The sequence below is a fragment of the Terriglobia bacterium genome, assembly GCA_020072845.1.
In the GTDB taxonomy this organism is placed as follows: domain Bacteria; phylum Acidobacteriota; class Terriglobia; order Terriglobales; family Acidobacteriaceae; genus JAIQGF01.
Genome location: JAIQGF010000008.1, coordinates 1 through 16165 on the forward strand (window position 1 = coordinate 1; position 16165 = coordinate 16165).

Consider the following 16165-nt stretch of genomic DNA (forward strand, 5'->3'; position numbering starts at 1 on the left):
CGCCCGTCGCGTCTTCTTCGTGTACCGCTCAAAGCCCGTCATCATCGCCAGTGTCCTCTGTTGTTTGTCAGAATTCATCTGGCTGCACTTTAGCTACAATGCCTGTGGAAAGTGGAGAGCTTAATCAGAGTCTCCTTAGGTTTTGGGTCTTAGGATTCAGGCTTCCGTGCTCGAGTCCGAAAGCCCGACGCCCAACGCCTAAAGCCCGAAGCCTAAAGCCCGAAGCCCGACGCCCGAAGCCCGAAGCCTGAAGCCTATTTCGCTACCGTCTCAACCTTCTCCTCTTCCTGCTCCTTTTTCAGCCGGCGCAAAATTGAAGTGGGATGGATTCCCAGGATTCGCGCCGCCTGCGCCTTGTTGTTTCCTGTCAGCGTGAGCACCTCGTGGATGTACCGCTCTTCCAGTTCGCGAAGCGTGACCCACTGCTCTCCCGTCGGCGACAGGTCCATGTGCGACGGTTCATGCGCCTGTTCCGGCTCGGTGTAATCGCGGATCTCCTCCGGTAAGTATCCGGCGTCAATTTCGCCCTCCGGCGCCAGGATCATCGTCCGCTCGATCACGTTCTTCAGCTCGCGGATATTCCCCGGCCACGGATGGTGCATCAGACACTCCGCCGCCGCGGGCGTGAACCCGGTAAAGTTTTTCTTCATTTCCTTGTTGAAGCGCTCCACTAGGCTGACCGCCAGCGGCAGGATGTCCTCCTTGCGCTCGCGCAGCGGCGGCAGCGTGATCGGCAGCACGTTGAGCCGGTAGAACAGGTCTTCGCGGAACCGCCCGCGCGCCACGCCTTCTTTCAGATCGCTGTTGGTGGCCGCGATGATGCGCACGTCCACTTTGATCGGCCGTGTGCCGCCCAGCCGCATGAACGTGCCTTCCTCGAGCACGCGCAGGATTTTGGCCTGCACGCTGGCCGACATGTTCCCGATCTCGTCGAGGAACACGGTCCCGCCCTGCGCCCGCTCCAGCAGACCTTCCTTGCGCCGGCGCGCGTCGGTAAATGCGCCGGGCTCGTAGCCGAACAACTCGCTTTCCAGCAGCGTATCGGGCATGGCCGCGCAATTCAGTTCCAGCAGCGGCATCTGCGCGCGCGGACTGTTGTAGTGCAGCGCTTTGGCCAGCACGCCCTTGCCGGTGCCGCTTTCGCCGAGAATCAGGATGGTGGTGTGCTCCGACTGCGCCGCTTTTTCGCATACCTCCAGCAGTTGGCGCATTTCGGGATTACTGGTCTTCACCCATCCAAAGTCGTACCGGCCCTTGGCGGTTTCCACCGTCTCGCGCACGCGCACCCGCAGTGCCAGCATCTCCAACGCGCGCCGGATGGTGTTTACCATGTCGGCCAGGTGGAAGGGCTTGCTGAGGTAATCGTGCGCGCCCAGTTTCATCGCCTCCACGGCCCGGTCGATCATGTGGTGGGCGCTCATCATCACCACGATGGACGCTGGGCTCTGGCGCTTGATTTGCCGCAGCACCTCGATGCCGTCAATTCCCGGCAACACCACGTCCAGCATGCAGAGGTCGGGATGTTCGCGCGCGAAGATTTCCAGCGCTTCCTCGCCGGTAGTGGCGAGAAAGACCTCGAAGCCCTCGTCGCGCAGCGCGCGCGAAATGGTGCGCAGCGTCAGTGCTTCATCGTCCACAACTAGAATCGAATACGCCATTTTGAATTCCTGTCCAATTACGCCCTTCAATTACCCAATTCTGCAATTCCGCAATCACCCGATCACCAGATCGTCCGATGTCGCCGGTTCCGCCTGGCTTTCGATTTTTTCCTGGCGGATCGGCAGCACGATCCGCACCGTTGTGCCCCGGTCCGGGATGCTTTCCACCTTGATATCGCCGCCGTGGCTGCGGGCGTAGGCGTGGCTGATGCTCAACCCGAGCCCGGTGCCTTTGCCGCGCTTGGTGGTAAAGAACGGCTCCAGCACGTGCGGCAGAATGTCGGCGGGAATACCGCTGCCGGTGTCGGCCACCGAAATCTCCACGTTGTCCGTGAACTTGATCTTGTGCGCCTCGATGGTGATGCTGCCGCCTTGTTCCGGCATCGCTTGCGCTGCATTCAGCAGGAGGTTCATCAGGATCTGCGAGAGTTGGTTGCCGTCGGCGGTGATCGCCGGCAGATCGTGCGCGATCCGCGTTTCCAGCTTGATTCCGCGGAACATCGGCTGATGGCGCAGAAACGCCAGCGTATCTTCCACCAGCCGGCCGACATGAATCTTGGCCAGTTGCAGCGGGCCGGGTCGCGCGTAATTGATCAGGCCGCGGATGGTCGAAGAAATGCGCTTGGTGCCGGCGATGCACTGCTCGACCTCCTCGCGCTTTTCCGGATCACTGGTTGCCTTCCACTCCAGCTCCAGGTGCGACAAGATCCCGAGCAGGGGATTGTTGATTTCGTGCGCCGCGCCCAGGGCCAGTTGCGCCAGCGCCGCGTATTTCTCGTAGGCCGCGAGCTGCGCTTCGAATTGCATTTTGTCGTTCGCCAGGTTGCGCTCCGCGAGGATTCGATTCACCAGCTCCTGCTGCGCCAGGTCGCGCTCATGCTCGCGGTATTCGACCAGCTCCCGCAGGTGCGCGATTTCCGCCCATGCTTCCTTCTTTTTTTCCAGGCGGTGCTGGGCGGCGGCCAGCGCCACTCCCAGGGCGATGACGATGGAAGGCACGGTCCAGAGATAGAGATGGGGCAAATCCAACCAATCGGGCGGGACCAGGAGGTAGAACAGGCCGAGCACCACCACCGCCAGCACAGCCGCAATCGTGAGCATCTCCAGGCGCACGCGTGCGTCGGAGCGGACCTCGCGTGCTGGGCCGCTTTCGGGCATAGACTCTCATCACAACCTTCGCTCCCTACGTCCGGGAATGCTGTGACGCAAGGCACTGGCGGCGGTGATGCGTATCCTGGGTACCCCCTCCTCCAACCCCAATCCATTGAATAAAGTGTTTATCGATATATTACTGTCAACTATTTGATAATACATAGCTTACAGTAACGGCATTGAATCGCAATTGCCCCCAAAACCACGAGCTAATGTAGGCAGCTCCCCCGGTGCGGCTCGGTGCTGTTTATCGCATTACAGGGAGCGGTAGTTAATAGAGTCTGGTCACAGATTCGTGTGATAAAGACAAGAGGAGCTGAGCCAGTCGGAGTTACTGGTGATTTCTCGCCAGTTACGGAAGGGTGCGAAATCGTAACGCTACTAACCCCAGTTCTGGATGTGCGCGAGGAATCCGAGTAACACAAAGACTGCATCCACCACGGCAGCCACAATCGCCACGGCGACAAATCTGCCCAGACCGCGGACGGCGACGGCAGGGGTTGCTTTCCGTTTGGCTACGATCGTGTGGAACCACTCATCACCTTTGCGTTGGTCGAGCGGTGAACCCTTCATGGCCATGTAACCGATGATGCCGAAAAAGAGCGAGTCTATATAGAAAGCAAAAGATCTGCCCAACGCACTCCGAAAACGGCAGGGTTGACCGTCCTCACCAAGCACCACCAGCCCCATTATCAACTTGCCCAAGGTAGAGCCGTACCCTCCTTCGCAGACCGTGTGGTACATCGCACTACCGAGGATCGAGAGCACCAGCGCAATAATCGATCTTTGTCGCAAGCTCGCTACTGCATTCTGAACCGCAATCTGGTTGCCGCCGGCGGCAATTAAAAGGAACAAGCCGAAGACAAATCCTGAAACGAGGGCAATGAGCCAGTGAACGCCAATGTCGATCAAACGAGCAGCGGTACGGATGCCGAAGCCCGCAGTCGTTGGCAAGCTGGGATGTTCCGCACCATAGCCACCGAACGAGAATGTCAGCTCTGAGGACGCGGGTGCTTCCGAGCTGCCGTCAGCGCTCATGGCGCCCGATTATCGTCTAATCCTTGCCCAGCGGCAAACAAACTGTTGATAACAGCCCTTCTCACCAGTTACAAAGCAGACCCTAGAACCAGCTTACGCGCGCCTTTTTCTGCCGCGGCAACAACGGAGAGCTTCGCTCGCTGCATGAGGGGCACAACCCGCTCTCTTTGAGATCAATCCACTCCACCGCGTGCGAGGCCGCCATGGCGCAGCGGTAGTCGTCGCAATGACGCAGGTCGAGCGTGTGTCCCAACTCGTGGACCGCTTCCTTGAGCAGCCGTTCGCCGTGAAGGTTGTGGTCCGGAGCAAGGCCGTAGAACTCCTGCCGCAGGCGATGCGTCGAGACCACGGCGGCCGGGCCGGCCATCTGCGCCTCCCCAAAAACGAAGGTCAAAATCGGGATATAGAGATCGTGACTGGTAATGCCCAGCAGACGCCAGCACTCCGGCCCAAGGTAACCGTGCATGCGCGCCAGGAGTTCCGTGGAGTGGTACTGCTGGCGTTCGGCGTGGTAGGCAAACTGCGGATCGAGCGCCGGCAGAACGATATCCCAGGCAACGTGAAAATGCTGCGCCAGCGGCGGGCCCAGTTGTTCGAGCGCCCGCAGATCGACATCCCCGATCGGCAGCAACTGCAGCAGCTTCATTTTTCCGCGCCGGCCGTGGCCGCCGCCCCGTTTCTGCTCCAGCCGTACTTCTTCAGCTTGTTGTGCAGGGTGACCCGGTCAATGTCGAGCACCTCGGCGGCGCGCGTCTGGTTGCCGCCGCATTCCTCCAGCACGTGCAGGATATGGGCCTTCTCCATGTCGTCCAGCGTCTTGCTTTCCGCGCCATTGGCGGCGCGCGGCTTGAGAATGAAGTCCTGCTCGCGCAACTCCGGCTCCTGCGCCACCACCATCGCGCGCTCCACCGCGTTCTCCAGTTCGCGGACGTTGCCCGGCCAGGCGTACTGCTGCAATTGGTACATGGCCGCCGGCGCGACGCGCGTGATGCGCTTGTTCATCGCCAGCGAGAATTTCTGCACGAAATGCTCGACCAGCAGCGGGATATCGTCCTTCCGCTCACGCAGCGGCGGAATTTCGATGCGGAACACGTTGAGCCGGTAGAACAGGTCGGGGCGGAATTTTCCTTCCTCGATCAACAGCTCAAGGTCCTTGTTGGTGGCGGCGACGCAGCGGAAATCCACCTTGATGGGCTGGTTGCCGCCAACGCGTACGATCTCGCGCTCTTGCAGGACGCGCAGCAGGTCGGTTTGGGTCTTCAGGCTGATGTCGCCGATCTCGTCCAGGAACACGGTGCCGCCCTCGGCGATCTCGAACTTGCCCTTCTTGCGGTACTGCGCGCCGGTGAATGCGCCCTTCTCGTGTCCGAACAACTCGCTCTCCAGCAGGGTTTCGGTGAGCGCGCCGCAGTGGATCGCGACCAGCGGCTGATATTTGCGCGGGCTGCCCCCGTGGATGGCGCGTGCCACGATCTCTTTCCCGGTCCCGCTTTCGCCGGTGATCAACACCGTGGCGTCGGTGGGGGCGACGGTCTCGATGGCATTGAAGACCTTTTGCATCGCCTGGCTTTGTCCCACCAGGTCGGGCGGGCGCTGCACTTCGGCGACGGTCTCGCGCAGGCGCACATTTTCCTGCTGCGTTTTGCGATGGGCCAGCGCTTTCTGGATCTGGTGCGCAATGTCGTCGGGATCGAGTGGCTTGGTGACGTAGTCGTAGGCGCCGTTTTTCAGCGCGGCCACCGCGGTTTCCACCGAGGCGTACCCGGTCATGATAATGACGATCATTTCCGGATCAATCTCGTGCATGCGCCGTTGCAGCTCGATGCCGTCGGTGCCGCGCATCTTGATGTCCACCAGCGCCAGGTCCCAGCGGCCCTCCGCCATGCGCGCCAGCGCGTCCTGCGCGTTCTCCGCCGTGCCCATGTCGTAGCCCTCTTCGCGGAACCACTTGCCCAGCGAGTCGCGCACGCTGAGCTCGTCGTCCACGATCAGGAGTCTGCCTTTGCTTGCTTCCAAAATGTCACCTCTTCAGCGGCGGGCTCCTAACTGCCCGCCTTGTTCGCCGCACCCGCCTCGATGGGCGTGGCCTGTCCGCCGACCGCGTCCACCGGCAGGAAGATGTAGAACGTCGTGCCGCGCCCGGGCTGCGATTCCACTTCAATCACGCCGCCGTGGCGTTCGACGATGGTCTTGCTGATTGCCAGCCCGAGCCCGACGCCCTTGCCGGTTTCCTTGGTCGTCAGGAAAGGCTCGAACAAGCGCGGCAGCAGGTCGGGCGGAATGCCCACGCCGTCATCGCGCACCTGGATTTCGATTTGCCGGCTCTGGGGCAGGGAACGCGTGCGCACCATCAGGTTGCCGCCGCGCGGCATGGCGTCAATGGCGTTCATCACCAGCGCCAGCAGCACCTGCTCCACCTGCGCCGGATCGCAATGCAGCACGGGCAGGTCCGTCGCGGTCTCCACCTGTAACTGCACGTTGCCGAGGTCAAGATGGTGTTGCACCAGCCGGATGCAGCGGTCCACGACCTGGTTGACGTCGGCCCACTCCAGGTTCATGGGCGCGCTACGCGAAAACATCAGCAGGTTCTTCACCAGGTCGCCGCAGCGCTTGCTCTCCGATTCCACCAGATCGAGGCACTCGCGAATTTCAACGCGTTTCTGCTCGTTGCCTTCGACTTTCTCCACCCATTTCTTGAGCAGCTTGGCGTAGGTGAGAATTCCCGATAGCGGGTTGTTGATCTCGTGCGCTACCACCGCCGCCATCTTGCCGATGGAGGCCATCTTTTCGACGTGCACGACGTGCTCGTGGGCGCGCTTAAGTTCGTTGGTCTTCTCCTCGACGCGCGTCTCCAGGGTCCGCGCCCAGGAGGTGATCTCCTCGTTCGCCGCGCGCAGTTGCAGGCTCATCACGTTGAAGGAATTGGCCAGGTCGCCAAGCTCGTCCGTGGACTCCACCGCAATCTGGTACCCGAGGTCGCCCTTGGCCAGTTCTTCGGTGCCGCGCTTCAGGATCCGCACCGGCCGGTGGACCAGCCGCAGCACGAACACCCCGGTCAGCACCGAGATAACGATCACCGCCAGCACGGTGTAGATCAGCATCATGCGCGTGCTTTCGGCCAGCCCGGCGTCGGCCTTGGCGAGAGAAACGTTGGTATCGAGCACGCCAAGAATCTGCTGGCTGGCGGGATGCGCGTGGCAGGCGGCGTTGGAGCAGGCGGGCTCGTTCTCGATCGGATTGATGATGCCGAGCACGCGCCCAGAGCCGTTGGCGCGATAGATGCGAAAACGGTCGGGACGGTTCAGCTTGGCCAGGGGTTGCGCCTGTGCGTGACAGCCGTAGCAGGCTTCGGCGCGTTTATCCACCGAGCGGTTGACCTCGCTGGGGTCGCTGGAGTATTCGATCCGCCCTTCCTTGTCGAAGATGCGTATCTTCACGATCCCCGGCTCGGCCGCCGTGGTGCTGATGGTGTTGTAGAGCCCCTCGCGATCGTTGTGCAACATGTGATACGAGGTGCTGCGCTTGATGACGTCGCTGACGCGCTCGGCGCTGGTGAGCGTGGCCGCCTCCAGATGCTGGCGGTGCAGGCGAATGTTGGCGTAGCCCAGGAGCGCGAAGATGACCACCATCGCCGCGAAAATCAGCGCGATCAGCTTCACGCTCAGGCTGTGGCCGCGCCGCTTCCATGCCTGTTCCGGATCGGGCTCCGGCGGAAGGGGTGCGGACTTTGGGTCCCACCCAATCTTGCCTGCTGCCTGAAGACGGGTGCCTGCAGCCGGGTTTTCGTCAGTCGGCATCTTGCATCACCACAACCGGCGCTGCCGCCCTGGGTTTAACAGGCAACGGCTCTGCCGCATGCTCCTCGGGGAAAATCGGCAGGTACTTTGCCGCCAGTCCAAAGATGGCGAATGCGGCGCCCACCATCGCCGCCGTCACCGCAATTTCCGTCCACTTCGGGATGTAGCGCACCCCGGCGGAGGCTTCCATGCCGGTCACCGCCACGTTCAGGCGGTTGGTCACGAAGCCCAGCAGCGTGCTCACCGATGCCAGGTAGAGCCCGCCCGGCGTTTCGCGCACCTTGCGGAATGAGAGCAGGACGATTGGGATCACCAGCGCCAGCGCCACTTCCAGCAGGAACAGGTTGCGTTCATAGCCTGCAACCAGCACCTGCTTGAGCACCCCGCGATGGATGAGGTCCTCGACGCGCAGCACCGAGTACACGATCAGCACCACCATCAGTGCGCGCCCCAGGTCCTTCAGGATATGCAGCTCCAGTTGACGCCCGAAGTGCTTGGCGCTCATGGAAGACTCGAAGATGGTCATTGCCAGGCCCACCGCCACCGCCGACAGGAAGAAGAAAGCCGGCAGCAGCGGCGTGTACCAGAACGGATGCAGCTTGGTGGGGACGATCAGGTACACCGAGCCGAGCGAGGACTGGTGCAGCGTCGAGAAGATCACGCCCGCGATCACGATCGGGATCAGCGCCTTGCGGATGTACTTGAGCGGCTTCTGCATGTTGAAGCGCTCCAGCACGATGGGCGAAAACTCCAGCGCCAGCACCGTGGTGTAGCACATCACGCACCAGCCGACTTCAAACATTACCGAGTGCGGATTCCACATGATCAGCGGGTGCCAGATGTTGTACGGGCGCCCCAGGTCCACCATCAGCGCCATCGACACCAGCACGTAGCCGAGGAACGCCGTGAGCACAGTCGGTCGCACGATCGGGTGCAGGCGCTTGATGTTGAAAATGTGCACCGCGCCCGTGAGCGTGAACCCGCCGGCCGCCAGCATCACGCCGCACAGCACGTCGAAACCAACCCAGATGCCCCAGGGGAACTGGTCGCTCAGGTTGGTCGAGGGCCCGAGGCCGAGGACAAACCGGTACACCGTGGCGTAGGCGCCGGCGGCAAGCACGAAATACAGCACCAGCTTCCAGAAGCTGAACCACTTGATATTGGGGAATTTCATTTCGCACCGCCCTTCTTGTCGTTGCCCTCGGCTTTGGCGACTTCCTCGCGGCGGTGCGTGATCCACCAGATGCCGCCCAGCATCGAGCCCCACAGGGGCACGAAATCAGGGATCCGGGATTGCACTGCGAACGTGCGGTTGGGAAGCGGATCGGTCGGGAAGTCGGTGCGGTAGCCGAACTCCTCGAAGGGCACGCTGGAAAGCAGCAGCACGCTGGTGCCGCCAATCTCGTTTTCGCCGTAAATGTGGTCTATGTATTTGCCGGGATTCTCGCGCAGGCGCTGGTGCGCTTCCGCCAGCAATTCGCTGCGCTCTCCGAACTTGGTGGCGCCGGTCGGGCAGGCTTCGGCGCAGGCCGTCTGCGTGCCGGCCAACACGCGGTCCGAGCACATGGTGCACTTCTGCACCTTGGGGTTGATGCTGTTCCATTCGTAGCGGGGGACGCCGAACGGGCACGCCAGCATGCAGTAGCGGCAGCCCATGCAGCGGCTGGCCTCGTAGATCACCGGACCCGCCGAGGTCTTGCGTAGCGCCGCCACCGGACACACCGAGGCGCACGCCGGGTCGTTGCAGTTCATGCACAGACGGCGCATGAACTTGTCGTCTTTCGCCAAAACGACGGTGAATTTGTGCTCCGATTGCCGCTGCTCGGCGGCAATCTTGTCGTCGTAAGGAAGCTTATTTTTGTCGGCGCACGCCTGCTCACACTGCTTGCAGCCGATGCACAGCGTGGCGTCATATAACAGTGCCTTGCTCATGAAGTTCTCCGGGAGAAATTCGAGGTGCTGGAGCGCGTTCGCCCGCGCATGGAATGATTGCTATGAATGCCGGAGCGTGTTCGCCCTCGAACGCGGTCGCTTGCTACAGTGCCGCAACGACTGCCCGAAAGGACGTTCTCAGTCCCGCAGGGACAGCGCCAAATCGAATGATGGGGATGAAGGCCGGCTCGATGGAGAACGAACGTTTGAATTAATCGAGGGAGGGGGACCAGGCTTCGCAACTGGCCCCCCATCTGTGGCTTGGGCCCTTGTTCTGCGTCCGCAACCACGGGGCTGCGGGTCAGCCGAGTCGCGGCTGAGCTTTTCACGCCACCCTCGGTTCTGCCGGTCCGACCGGCTCTACATGCGCGGCAGGTTCGCCGCCGGGTGATTACTTCAACGCCGCCAGGTAAGCGCCGATGGCCTTGATCTGCGCGTCGTTAACCTTCTTTTGCACCGCCGCGTGCTTCGGGTTTGCCATCGCCTTGGTAACGTCGGCTGCCGTCTTGCCCTTCACTGCCGGTGCCTTCAGGGCAGGCTTGCCCGCCGCGTCTGCTCCGTGGCAGGCCGAGCAGTTCGCCTTGAACAGCGCCGCGCCGTCTTCCGCTGCCCATGACAGGTTCGGGAGAGCGATGAACAGCACAATGGCGATCGCCAACACCAGGATCGTTACTTTGTACGTCTTCATTAGTGCCAGTCTCCTTTGAGTCGTTCCTTTACAACCGCCAGGATCGGTGTCCTTACAGTTGAAATATTCAACCTTTGGACCAAAACAGGATGTGAGGCCGATCACTTGTGAAGGTGATTTGTGATGCAATTCTCAGCACTGCCAAATCGCGGAACTCAGTACATACCGATCAGATGCAGGGTATTCAACGGCTTGCCGGGGGGTGCTGAAATCTTCTGCTATCCGGTACCTTGTTGCGGAATTCAGCTTCGTGACACTCTCGCGTTGGCGCTACCAGGTCCCTTTTCAGATCGCCGGATCACCCGATGACGCGCAACTCGCAACTATCTCTTTCCACAACTCATCCCGCCCCACCCTGCTTCGGGCGGAGAAGGGGAGGATACGCTCCGTCTGAAAGTCATTGCGCAAACCGCGCATGGCATGCGTCAACCTGTTGCCCGACAGCCGGTCGGCTTTGGTGGCGACAATGGCGTACCTCCGGCCGGCATGTCGCAGCCATTCCACCAGTTGCTTGTCGCTGTGTTGGCAGGGGATGTTGGCGTCCACCAGCACGATGCATAGAGTCAGCGACCCCCGTGTCTCCAGGTATGGTTCGATGAACTTCGGCCACTCCGCCGTCTGCTCGCGCGGCAGCTTGGCGTAGCCATATCCGGGAAGATCGACAAACAGCCACTCAGGGTGCGGCTTGCCTGGACGCCGGACCTCGAAGAAGTTGATCATCCGCGTGCGCCCCGGCGTGGAACTGGTGCGCGCCATCTTTTCGCCGAGCAGGGAGTTGATCAGGCTGGATTTACCAACGTTGGAACGCCCCAGGAATGCGATCTCCGGCGGTCCCACGGGCGGGAAGTGGGCTACATCCACCGCCGAGCGCAGGAACTTGGCGTTCACTCTCATCAGGACAGTTTCCAGTTTCCAGTCGTAAGCGTCAACCGCGAAGGACACCAAGGCACACGAAGGGGTCGGTGGTCTAGCTCCTCTTTCTGGCATGAAAGCAAGAAGCCCGCGTTTTCCGCGGGCTTTTGCTGATGACCGAAGACTGACGACTGAAGACTATTGATGCGCCGCCGGCTGGTCGCCCGGTGGCGTGGGTGTCAGCAACGTTGCCTCGGCGGCTTCTGCAGCTTCCTTGGAAATCGCGGGCAGCGGCTTTTCCAGCGCGATGCGCAGCACATCGTCCATGGTGTCTACGAAGTGCAGCTTCATGGCATTGCGCAGGTTTTCCGGAATGTCCGGCAAGTCTTTCTCGTTGTCCTTCGGCATGATGACTTCCATGATGCCGACGCGGTGCGCCGCCAGCAGCTTTTCCTTCAGCCCGCCGATGGGCAGGACCTTGCCGCGCAGGGTGATTTCGCCGGTCATGGCGATATCGCGCCGCACCGGAATGCGGCTCAGCGCGCTGGCGATCGCCGTCCCGATGGTGATTCCCGCCGACGGCCCGTCCTTCGGAATGGCGCCTTCGGGCACGTGCACGTGGATGTCAATATTGCGGTAGAAATCGCGCGGCAATCCCAGCCGGTGCGAGCGTGAGCGCACGTAGCTCATGGCCGCCTGCGCCGATTCCTGCATCACGTCGCCCAGCTTGCCGGTGAGCAGCAGCTTGCCCTTGCCGTCCACCACCGTGGCTTCGGTCGCCAAAATGGATCCGCCGACCTCGGTCCACGCCAGTCCCGTAACCAGCCCGATTTCGCTGCGCTCGTGCGCCAGCGTGTCGCGGAACTTGGTGACGCCGAGGAACTCGCCGACGTTCTCGCCATTGACGACGATGGTGAAATTCTTGTCTTTCACCACCCGGCGCGCCACCTTGCGGCAGACGTTGCCGATCTCGCGCTCCAGGTTGCGCACGCCCGCTTCACGCGTGTAATTGCGGATGATGCCGGTAATGGCGTCGTCGGTGAAGGCGCAAGTCTTGTCGGTCAAGCCGGCCTGGTTGCGCTGCTTGCGCACCAGGAACTGCTTGGCGATTTCCACCTTCTCGTCCTCCGTGTAGCCGTGCAGCCGGAGGACTTCCATGCGGTCCAGCAGCGCCGGCGGGACGGTATGCAGCACGTTGGCGGTGGCGATAAAGAACACCTGCGAGAGGTCGTACTCGACATCGAGGTAGTGGTCCACGAACATGTAATTCTGCTCGGGATCGAGCACTTCCAGCAGCGCCGCCGACGGGTCGCCGCGGAAGTCCATGGACATCTTCTCCACTTCATCCAGCATGAACACCGGGTTTTTCGTGCCCGCCTTTTTCATCATCTGGATGATCTGCCCCGGCAGCGCGCCGATGTAGGTGCGGCGATGGCCGCGGATTTCGGCCTCGTCGCGCACCCCGCCCAGCGACATGCGCACGAACTTGCGCCCGGTCGCCTTGGCGATCGACATGCCCAGCGACGTCTTGCCCACTCCCGGCGGCCCGACAAAGCACAGGATCGAGCCCTTGGGATTTTTCACCAACTGGCGCACCGCGAGAAATTCCAGGATGCGCTCTTTGATCTTCTCCAGCCCGTAATGATCTTCGTTCAGCACCTTCTCCGCGCGCTCGATGTTGCGGATTTCCTTCGACCGCTTCTTCCACGGCACGGCCAGCAACCAATCCAGGTAATTGCGCGAGACGGTGGACTCGGCCGACATCGGCGGCATGGCTTCCATCTTCTTCAGTTCCTGCATCGCCTTGTCGTGCACGTCCTTGGGCATTCCGGCGGCGTCAATTTTCTTCTTCAGCTCGTCCCACTCGCTCTTTTCGCCGCGGCCCAGTTCCTTCTGGATGGCCTTGATCTTCTCGTTGAGGTAGTACTCTTTTTGCGCGCGCTCCATCTGCCGCTTGACCCGCGACTGGATGGTGCGGTCCATATTCAACTTTTCGATTTCGATCTCCAGCACGTCGGCAATGCGGTTCAGCCGCTCGGTGGGATCGAAGATCTCCAGCAACTCCTGCTTCTCTTCAATCGAGAGCTGAAGATTGGCGGCGATGGTGTCGGTGAGCTTGGCCGGGTCCTCCATGCGGACGGCGGCGATCATGGTCTCGTAATTGAGCGACTGGCACAGCTTCACGTACTGCTCGAACAGTGAGGTCACGCGCTGCATCGCCGTTTCCAGCGTCGGCGAAGGTTCGGCGGCGTACTTGGCGGTGCGGATGGTGGCCTCGAGATAGCCGTCGGCATCGGCGATCTGCAGGATCTTGCCGCGCTCGATGCCCTCGACCAGCACCTTGATGTTGCCGTCGGGCAGCTTGAGCGACTGCACGATGTTGACTACCGTGCCCACCTGGTAGAGCTCGTTGGACTTGGGCTCGTCCACGCTGGCATCGTGCTGGGTGGCGAGGAAGATCTTCTTGTCCGCGGCCAATGCCTCTTCCAGGGCGCGCACGCTGGATTCACGGCCCACCACGAATGGGGTCATCATGAACGGGAAGATCACGACGTCCCGGATGGGCATCATGGGCAGCTTGCGCGTCTCGAACTTTTCCTTGGTCTGGTTCACTGGACCGCCTTTTGTGTTGGACTCCTGCTACTCATGCCGGTCACCCGACCGGCACCGTGGGCGCAACTGTTCACATTATAAATGCTGGGACGGTTGCGCAAGTTGCTGAGAAGATGCTCTCCGAGATTTATTTCGCGGGATGCAACCCCAAGCGCAAGCGTTCTGCGCCGCCCGTCTCACCGTGACACTCCTGGGGCAATGGCGTGCAAGACCTTACACGAATCAGCCAAGAACCGCCAGACCCTGTTCAATGATCACCTGTGAAGCCCCGGGGCCTGAGCCTGAAGAGTCCCTCCGGCACTGCTCAGGCACGGTAAATCTTGCTTTTGTCAGAGACTTCCGCTTTGGCGACCGGCCGCTTGGGGCTCGCATGATTCTCCTCTTGCCGGGCGCGCTCGCGAGCGCGTATTACGGTGGCGACGACGAACGCAGCCACAGCCAGCCCGCCGAGGAAGCCCGACAACCAGATCCGTAGATCGTGCCAGGGAATCATGCCAAGTAGTGAGGGGGGAGCATGGACGCGCCGCAGGAGGTCTCTAGCTTCGAGAAGCTCCCCTGCGGCGCACTGTTTCGAGACCTTGTGGTCGCGTCAACACAAGGCTTGGCTTAATTGAGCACGCTGCGTGCCATTGGCGCGGAGCTTGTGGCTGAGGCACTTACAGCGCCCACGCTTGCTTAGCTGCAAACTATTGCACGTCAGGGGCAACCGCTTATCCCTCGTTCTCGCGATCTGGTCGTTCCGCCGATCTTGGAGACAGCGGCTCACTTCATCGCAGCGAGCTTCGACTTTACCTTCGCGAGCAGCGGTGCGGGAAGTTCCGTGTAGCCCTCCAAATGCGCCATTTTCTGCCCATCGCTCATCACCCAGTTTAGGAAGTCCGACATCGCCCTGGCGCGGGCTGGGATGGCTGCTTGGACCGGCAAATACAACCAGGTCAGGCTCGTGAGGGGATAGGATTCCGCGCCGCCTGCATTCGTGAGCGAGACAGAGAAGTTGTCTGGAATTGCGCTCTGCATCGCATGGGAAGCTGCCAGCAGCGAAGCATTCGATGCGCGCACGTATTGCCCTGCCGCATTCTGAACCGTGGCGTGTCCCATGCCGACCTTCGTCGCGTAATTCAGCTCGACATAGCCGATCGTGCCGCTCTCATTCCTTACCTTATCCACCATGTCACTGCTGCGTTCGGCGGGGACGCCTACCGGCCACTTGGGAGAAGCGCTCTTGCCCACTTGCGCGCGAAACGCCGGGCTCACTTTCGACAGGTAGTCCGTGAAAATGTAATTCGATCCCTTCCCTTTGGGACGATAGACCACTTTGATAGGAGCATCCGGCAGGTTAGCGCCGGGGTTGAGCTGAGCAAGTTTGGGATCATTCCACTTCTTGATTCGCCCGAGGTAGATTTCGGCCAGTACTGGTCCGGAAAAACGGAGATCTTGGCGCACTCCAGGAAGGTTGTAGATGGGCACGATCGCGACCAGCATCGTGGGAACCAATACCAGCCTCAGGTCCCTGAGCTCTTTCGCGCTCAATTGAACCTCACCAGCGCCAAAGTCACCGCTGCCGCGCGAGATTGCCACGATGCTTTCACTGGTGCCGATGGGCAGATATCGGACCTGCACATGCGGGTCGCGTTTGTTAAATTCGTCACTCCATTTTACGTACAGCGGACTGGGGACGGTGGAACCACTTCCGACGAGCATGATTGTTTCCTGCGCCCAAATGCGCGGAGCGGAGAACAGCCCTAGGGCCGTCATTACAAGGCACAGAAATAACAGCACGCCTTTTTCATTCCTTACTCTCATAGAGCAAACCGGACGAGTTACCAGCGACATGGCTGCTCAGTTTCCGTCAACTCTCTTCCAGCCACAGAGAAACAGCAACACTTCTACTCTTACCGGATAACCTTGCACAATCCCTTCTCACCAATAATGCAGCGCGGGACTCCCGTTTTGGGTGTCATGCGCCCGTGCCGTCCCATTTCAGAGGAGAATTTCCCAGCGATGCCGGTCAGGGCGCGATCCTGACCTCCAACGCGCCCGTATTGTTCACCAAGATGCGCAGCGCGTACAGCAGCGCGCCCAGCGCCATGAAAGGGAGAAACATCCAGTACTTCCGGCGGACCATGGCGAGCACGCCGTCGCGCTCCCGGGGATCGGTAAGAAAGCGCGCCTCACCCTCGAACGTCTCCTCACCGATTTTCAGGATGACGTGCGGCGTCTTCTGCACGTTCTTTACCCACTGCCGATTCTTGTTCGCGGTCGCCAGCCAGACTTTCTCACCCTCGACGATGAACCAGATCGTGACTTGATACGGCTTGCCGGTCTTGCGGCCGTAATGCGTGAGCCGCAATGTCTGGCGACGGGAAACTTGCCGCAGTCGTTCTGCCAGCGTGCTTGTCACCCAGGCTCCTCATCGGACAGGGATGTGCACGAAT

Annotated in this window: 13 protein-coding genes; all 13 read right to left on the minus strand. The window is 61.0% G+C overall.

Going from position 1 to position 16165, the window contains the following annotated elements; genetic code table 11:
• Positions 1-254: 254 nt before the first annotated feature.
• The 13 genes from LAN70_07585 to LAN70_07645 all read right to left on the minus strand — a co-directional run bounded on the left by LAN70_07585 (position 255) and on the right by LAN70_07645 (position 16131).
• Positions 255-1658 carry a sigma-54 dependent transcriptional regulator gene (locus LAN70_07585; GenBank protein ID MBZ5511019.1) on the minus strand — a complete coding sequence of 468 codons (1404 nt, stop codon included), beginning with the start codon at positions 1656-1658 and terminating at the stop codon, positions 255-257.
• Positions 1659-1712: 54 nt separating this feature from the next.
• Positions 1713-2816: a hypothetical protein gene (locus tag LAN70_07590; GenBank protein ID MBZ5511020.1), complete on the minus strand. Its 1104-nt coding sequence runs from the start codon at positions 2814-2816 to the stop codon at positions 1713-1715.
• A gap of 375 nt (positions 2817-3191) precedes the next feature.
• On the minus strand, positions 3192-3848 hold the full coding sequence (locus LAN70_07595; protein ID MBZ5511021.1) for an RDD family protein: 657 nt from the start codon (positions 3846-3848) through the stop codon (positions 3192-3194).
• Between the two features lie 82 nt (positions 3849-3930).
• Entirely contained in the window at positions 3931-4494 is a 564-nt protein-coding gene (locus LAN70_07600) for an archaemetzincin family Zn-dependent metalloprotease (protein MBZ5511022.1), read from the minus strand.
• Positions 4491-5864 (minus strand): sigma-54 dependent transcriptional regulator, encoded by a 1374-nt coding sequence (locus LAN70_07605; GenBank protein MBZ5511023.1) that lies wholly within the window; start codon positions 5862-5864, stop codon positions 4491-4493. The genes LAN70_07600 and LAN70_07605 overlap by 4 nt, the downstream gene beginning before the upstream one ends.
• A gap of 26 nt (positions 5865-5890) precedes the next feature.
• The gene (locus tag LAN70_07610) at positions 5891-7645 is read right to left on the minus strand and encodes a HAMP domain-containing protein (protein ID MBZ5511024.1); all 1755 of its coding nucleotides are present in this window, start codon (positions 7643-7645) and stop codon (positions 5891-5893) included.
• Positions 7635-8819: a Ni/Fe-hydrogenase cytochrome b subunit gene (gene hybB, locus LAN70_07615; protein MBZ5511025.1), complete on the minus strand. Its 1185-nt coding sequence runs from the start codon at positions 8817-8819 to the stop codon at positions 7635-7637. The genes LAN70_07610 and hybB overlap by 11 nt, the downstream gene beginning before the upstream one ends.
• The gene (locus tag LAN70_07620) at positions 8816-9577 is read right to left on the minus strand and encodes a 4Fe-4S dicluster domain-containing protein (protein MBZ5511026.1); all 762 of its coding nucleotides are present in this window, start codon (positions 9575-9577) and stop codon (positions 8816-8818) included. The genes hybB and LAN70_07620 overlap by 4 nt, the downstream gene beginning before the upstream one ends.
• A 391-nt stretch (positions 9578-9968) precedes the next feature.
• Positions 9969-10265: a c-type cytochrome gene (locus tag LAN70_07625; GenBank protein MBZ5511027.1), complete on the minus strand. Its 297-nt coding sequence runs from the start codon at positions 10263-10265 to the stop codon at positions 9969-9971.
• 285 nt (positions 10266-10550) lie between these two features.
• On the minus strand, positions 10551-11159 hold the full coding sequence (gene yihA, locus LAN70_07630; GenBank protein MBZ5511028.1) for a ribosome biogenesis GTP-binding protein YihA/YsxC: 609 nt from the start codon (positions 11157-11159) through the stop codon (positions 10551-10553).
• Positions 11160-11315: 156 nt separating this feature from the next.
• A complete protein-coding gene (gene lon, locus LAN70_07635; protein MBZ5511029.1) occupies positions 11316-13730 on the minus strand; it encodes an endopeptidase La in 2415 nt (804 codons plus the stop codon).
• 762 nt (positions 13731-14492) lie between these two features.
• A complete protein-coding gene (gene pstS, locus LAN70_07640) occupies positions 14493-15563 on the minus strand; it encodes a phosphate ABC transporter substrate-binding protein PstS (protein ID MBZ5511030.1) in 1071 nt (356 codons plus the stop codon).
• A gap of 175 nt (positions 15564-15738) precedes the next feature.
• Entirely contained in the window at positions 15739-16131 is a 393-nt protein-coding gene (locus LAN70_07645; protein MBZ5511031.1) for a nitroreductase family deazaflavin-dependent oxidoreductase, read from the minus strand.
• Between the last annotated feature and the right edge of the window lie 34 nt (positions 16132-16165).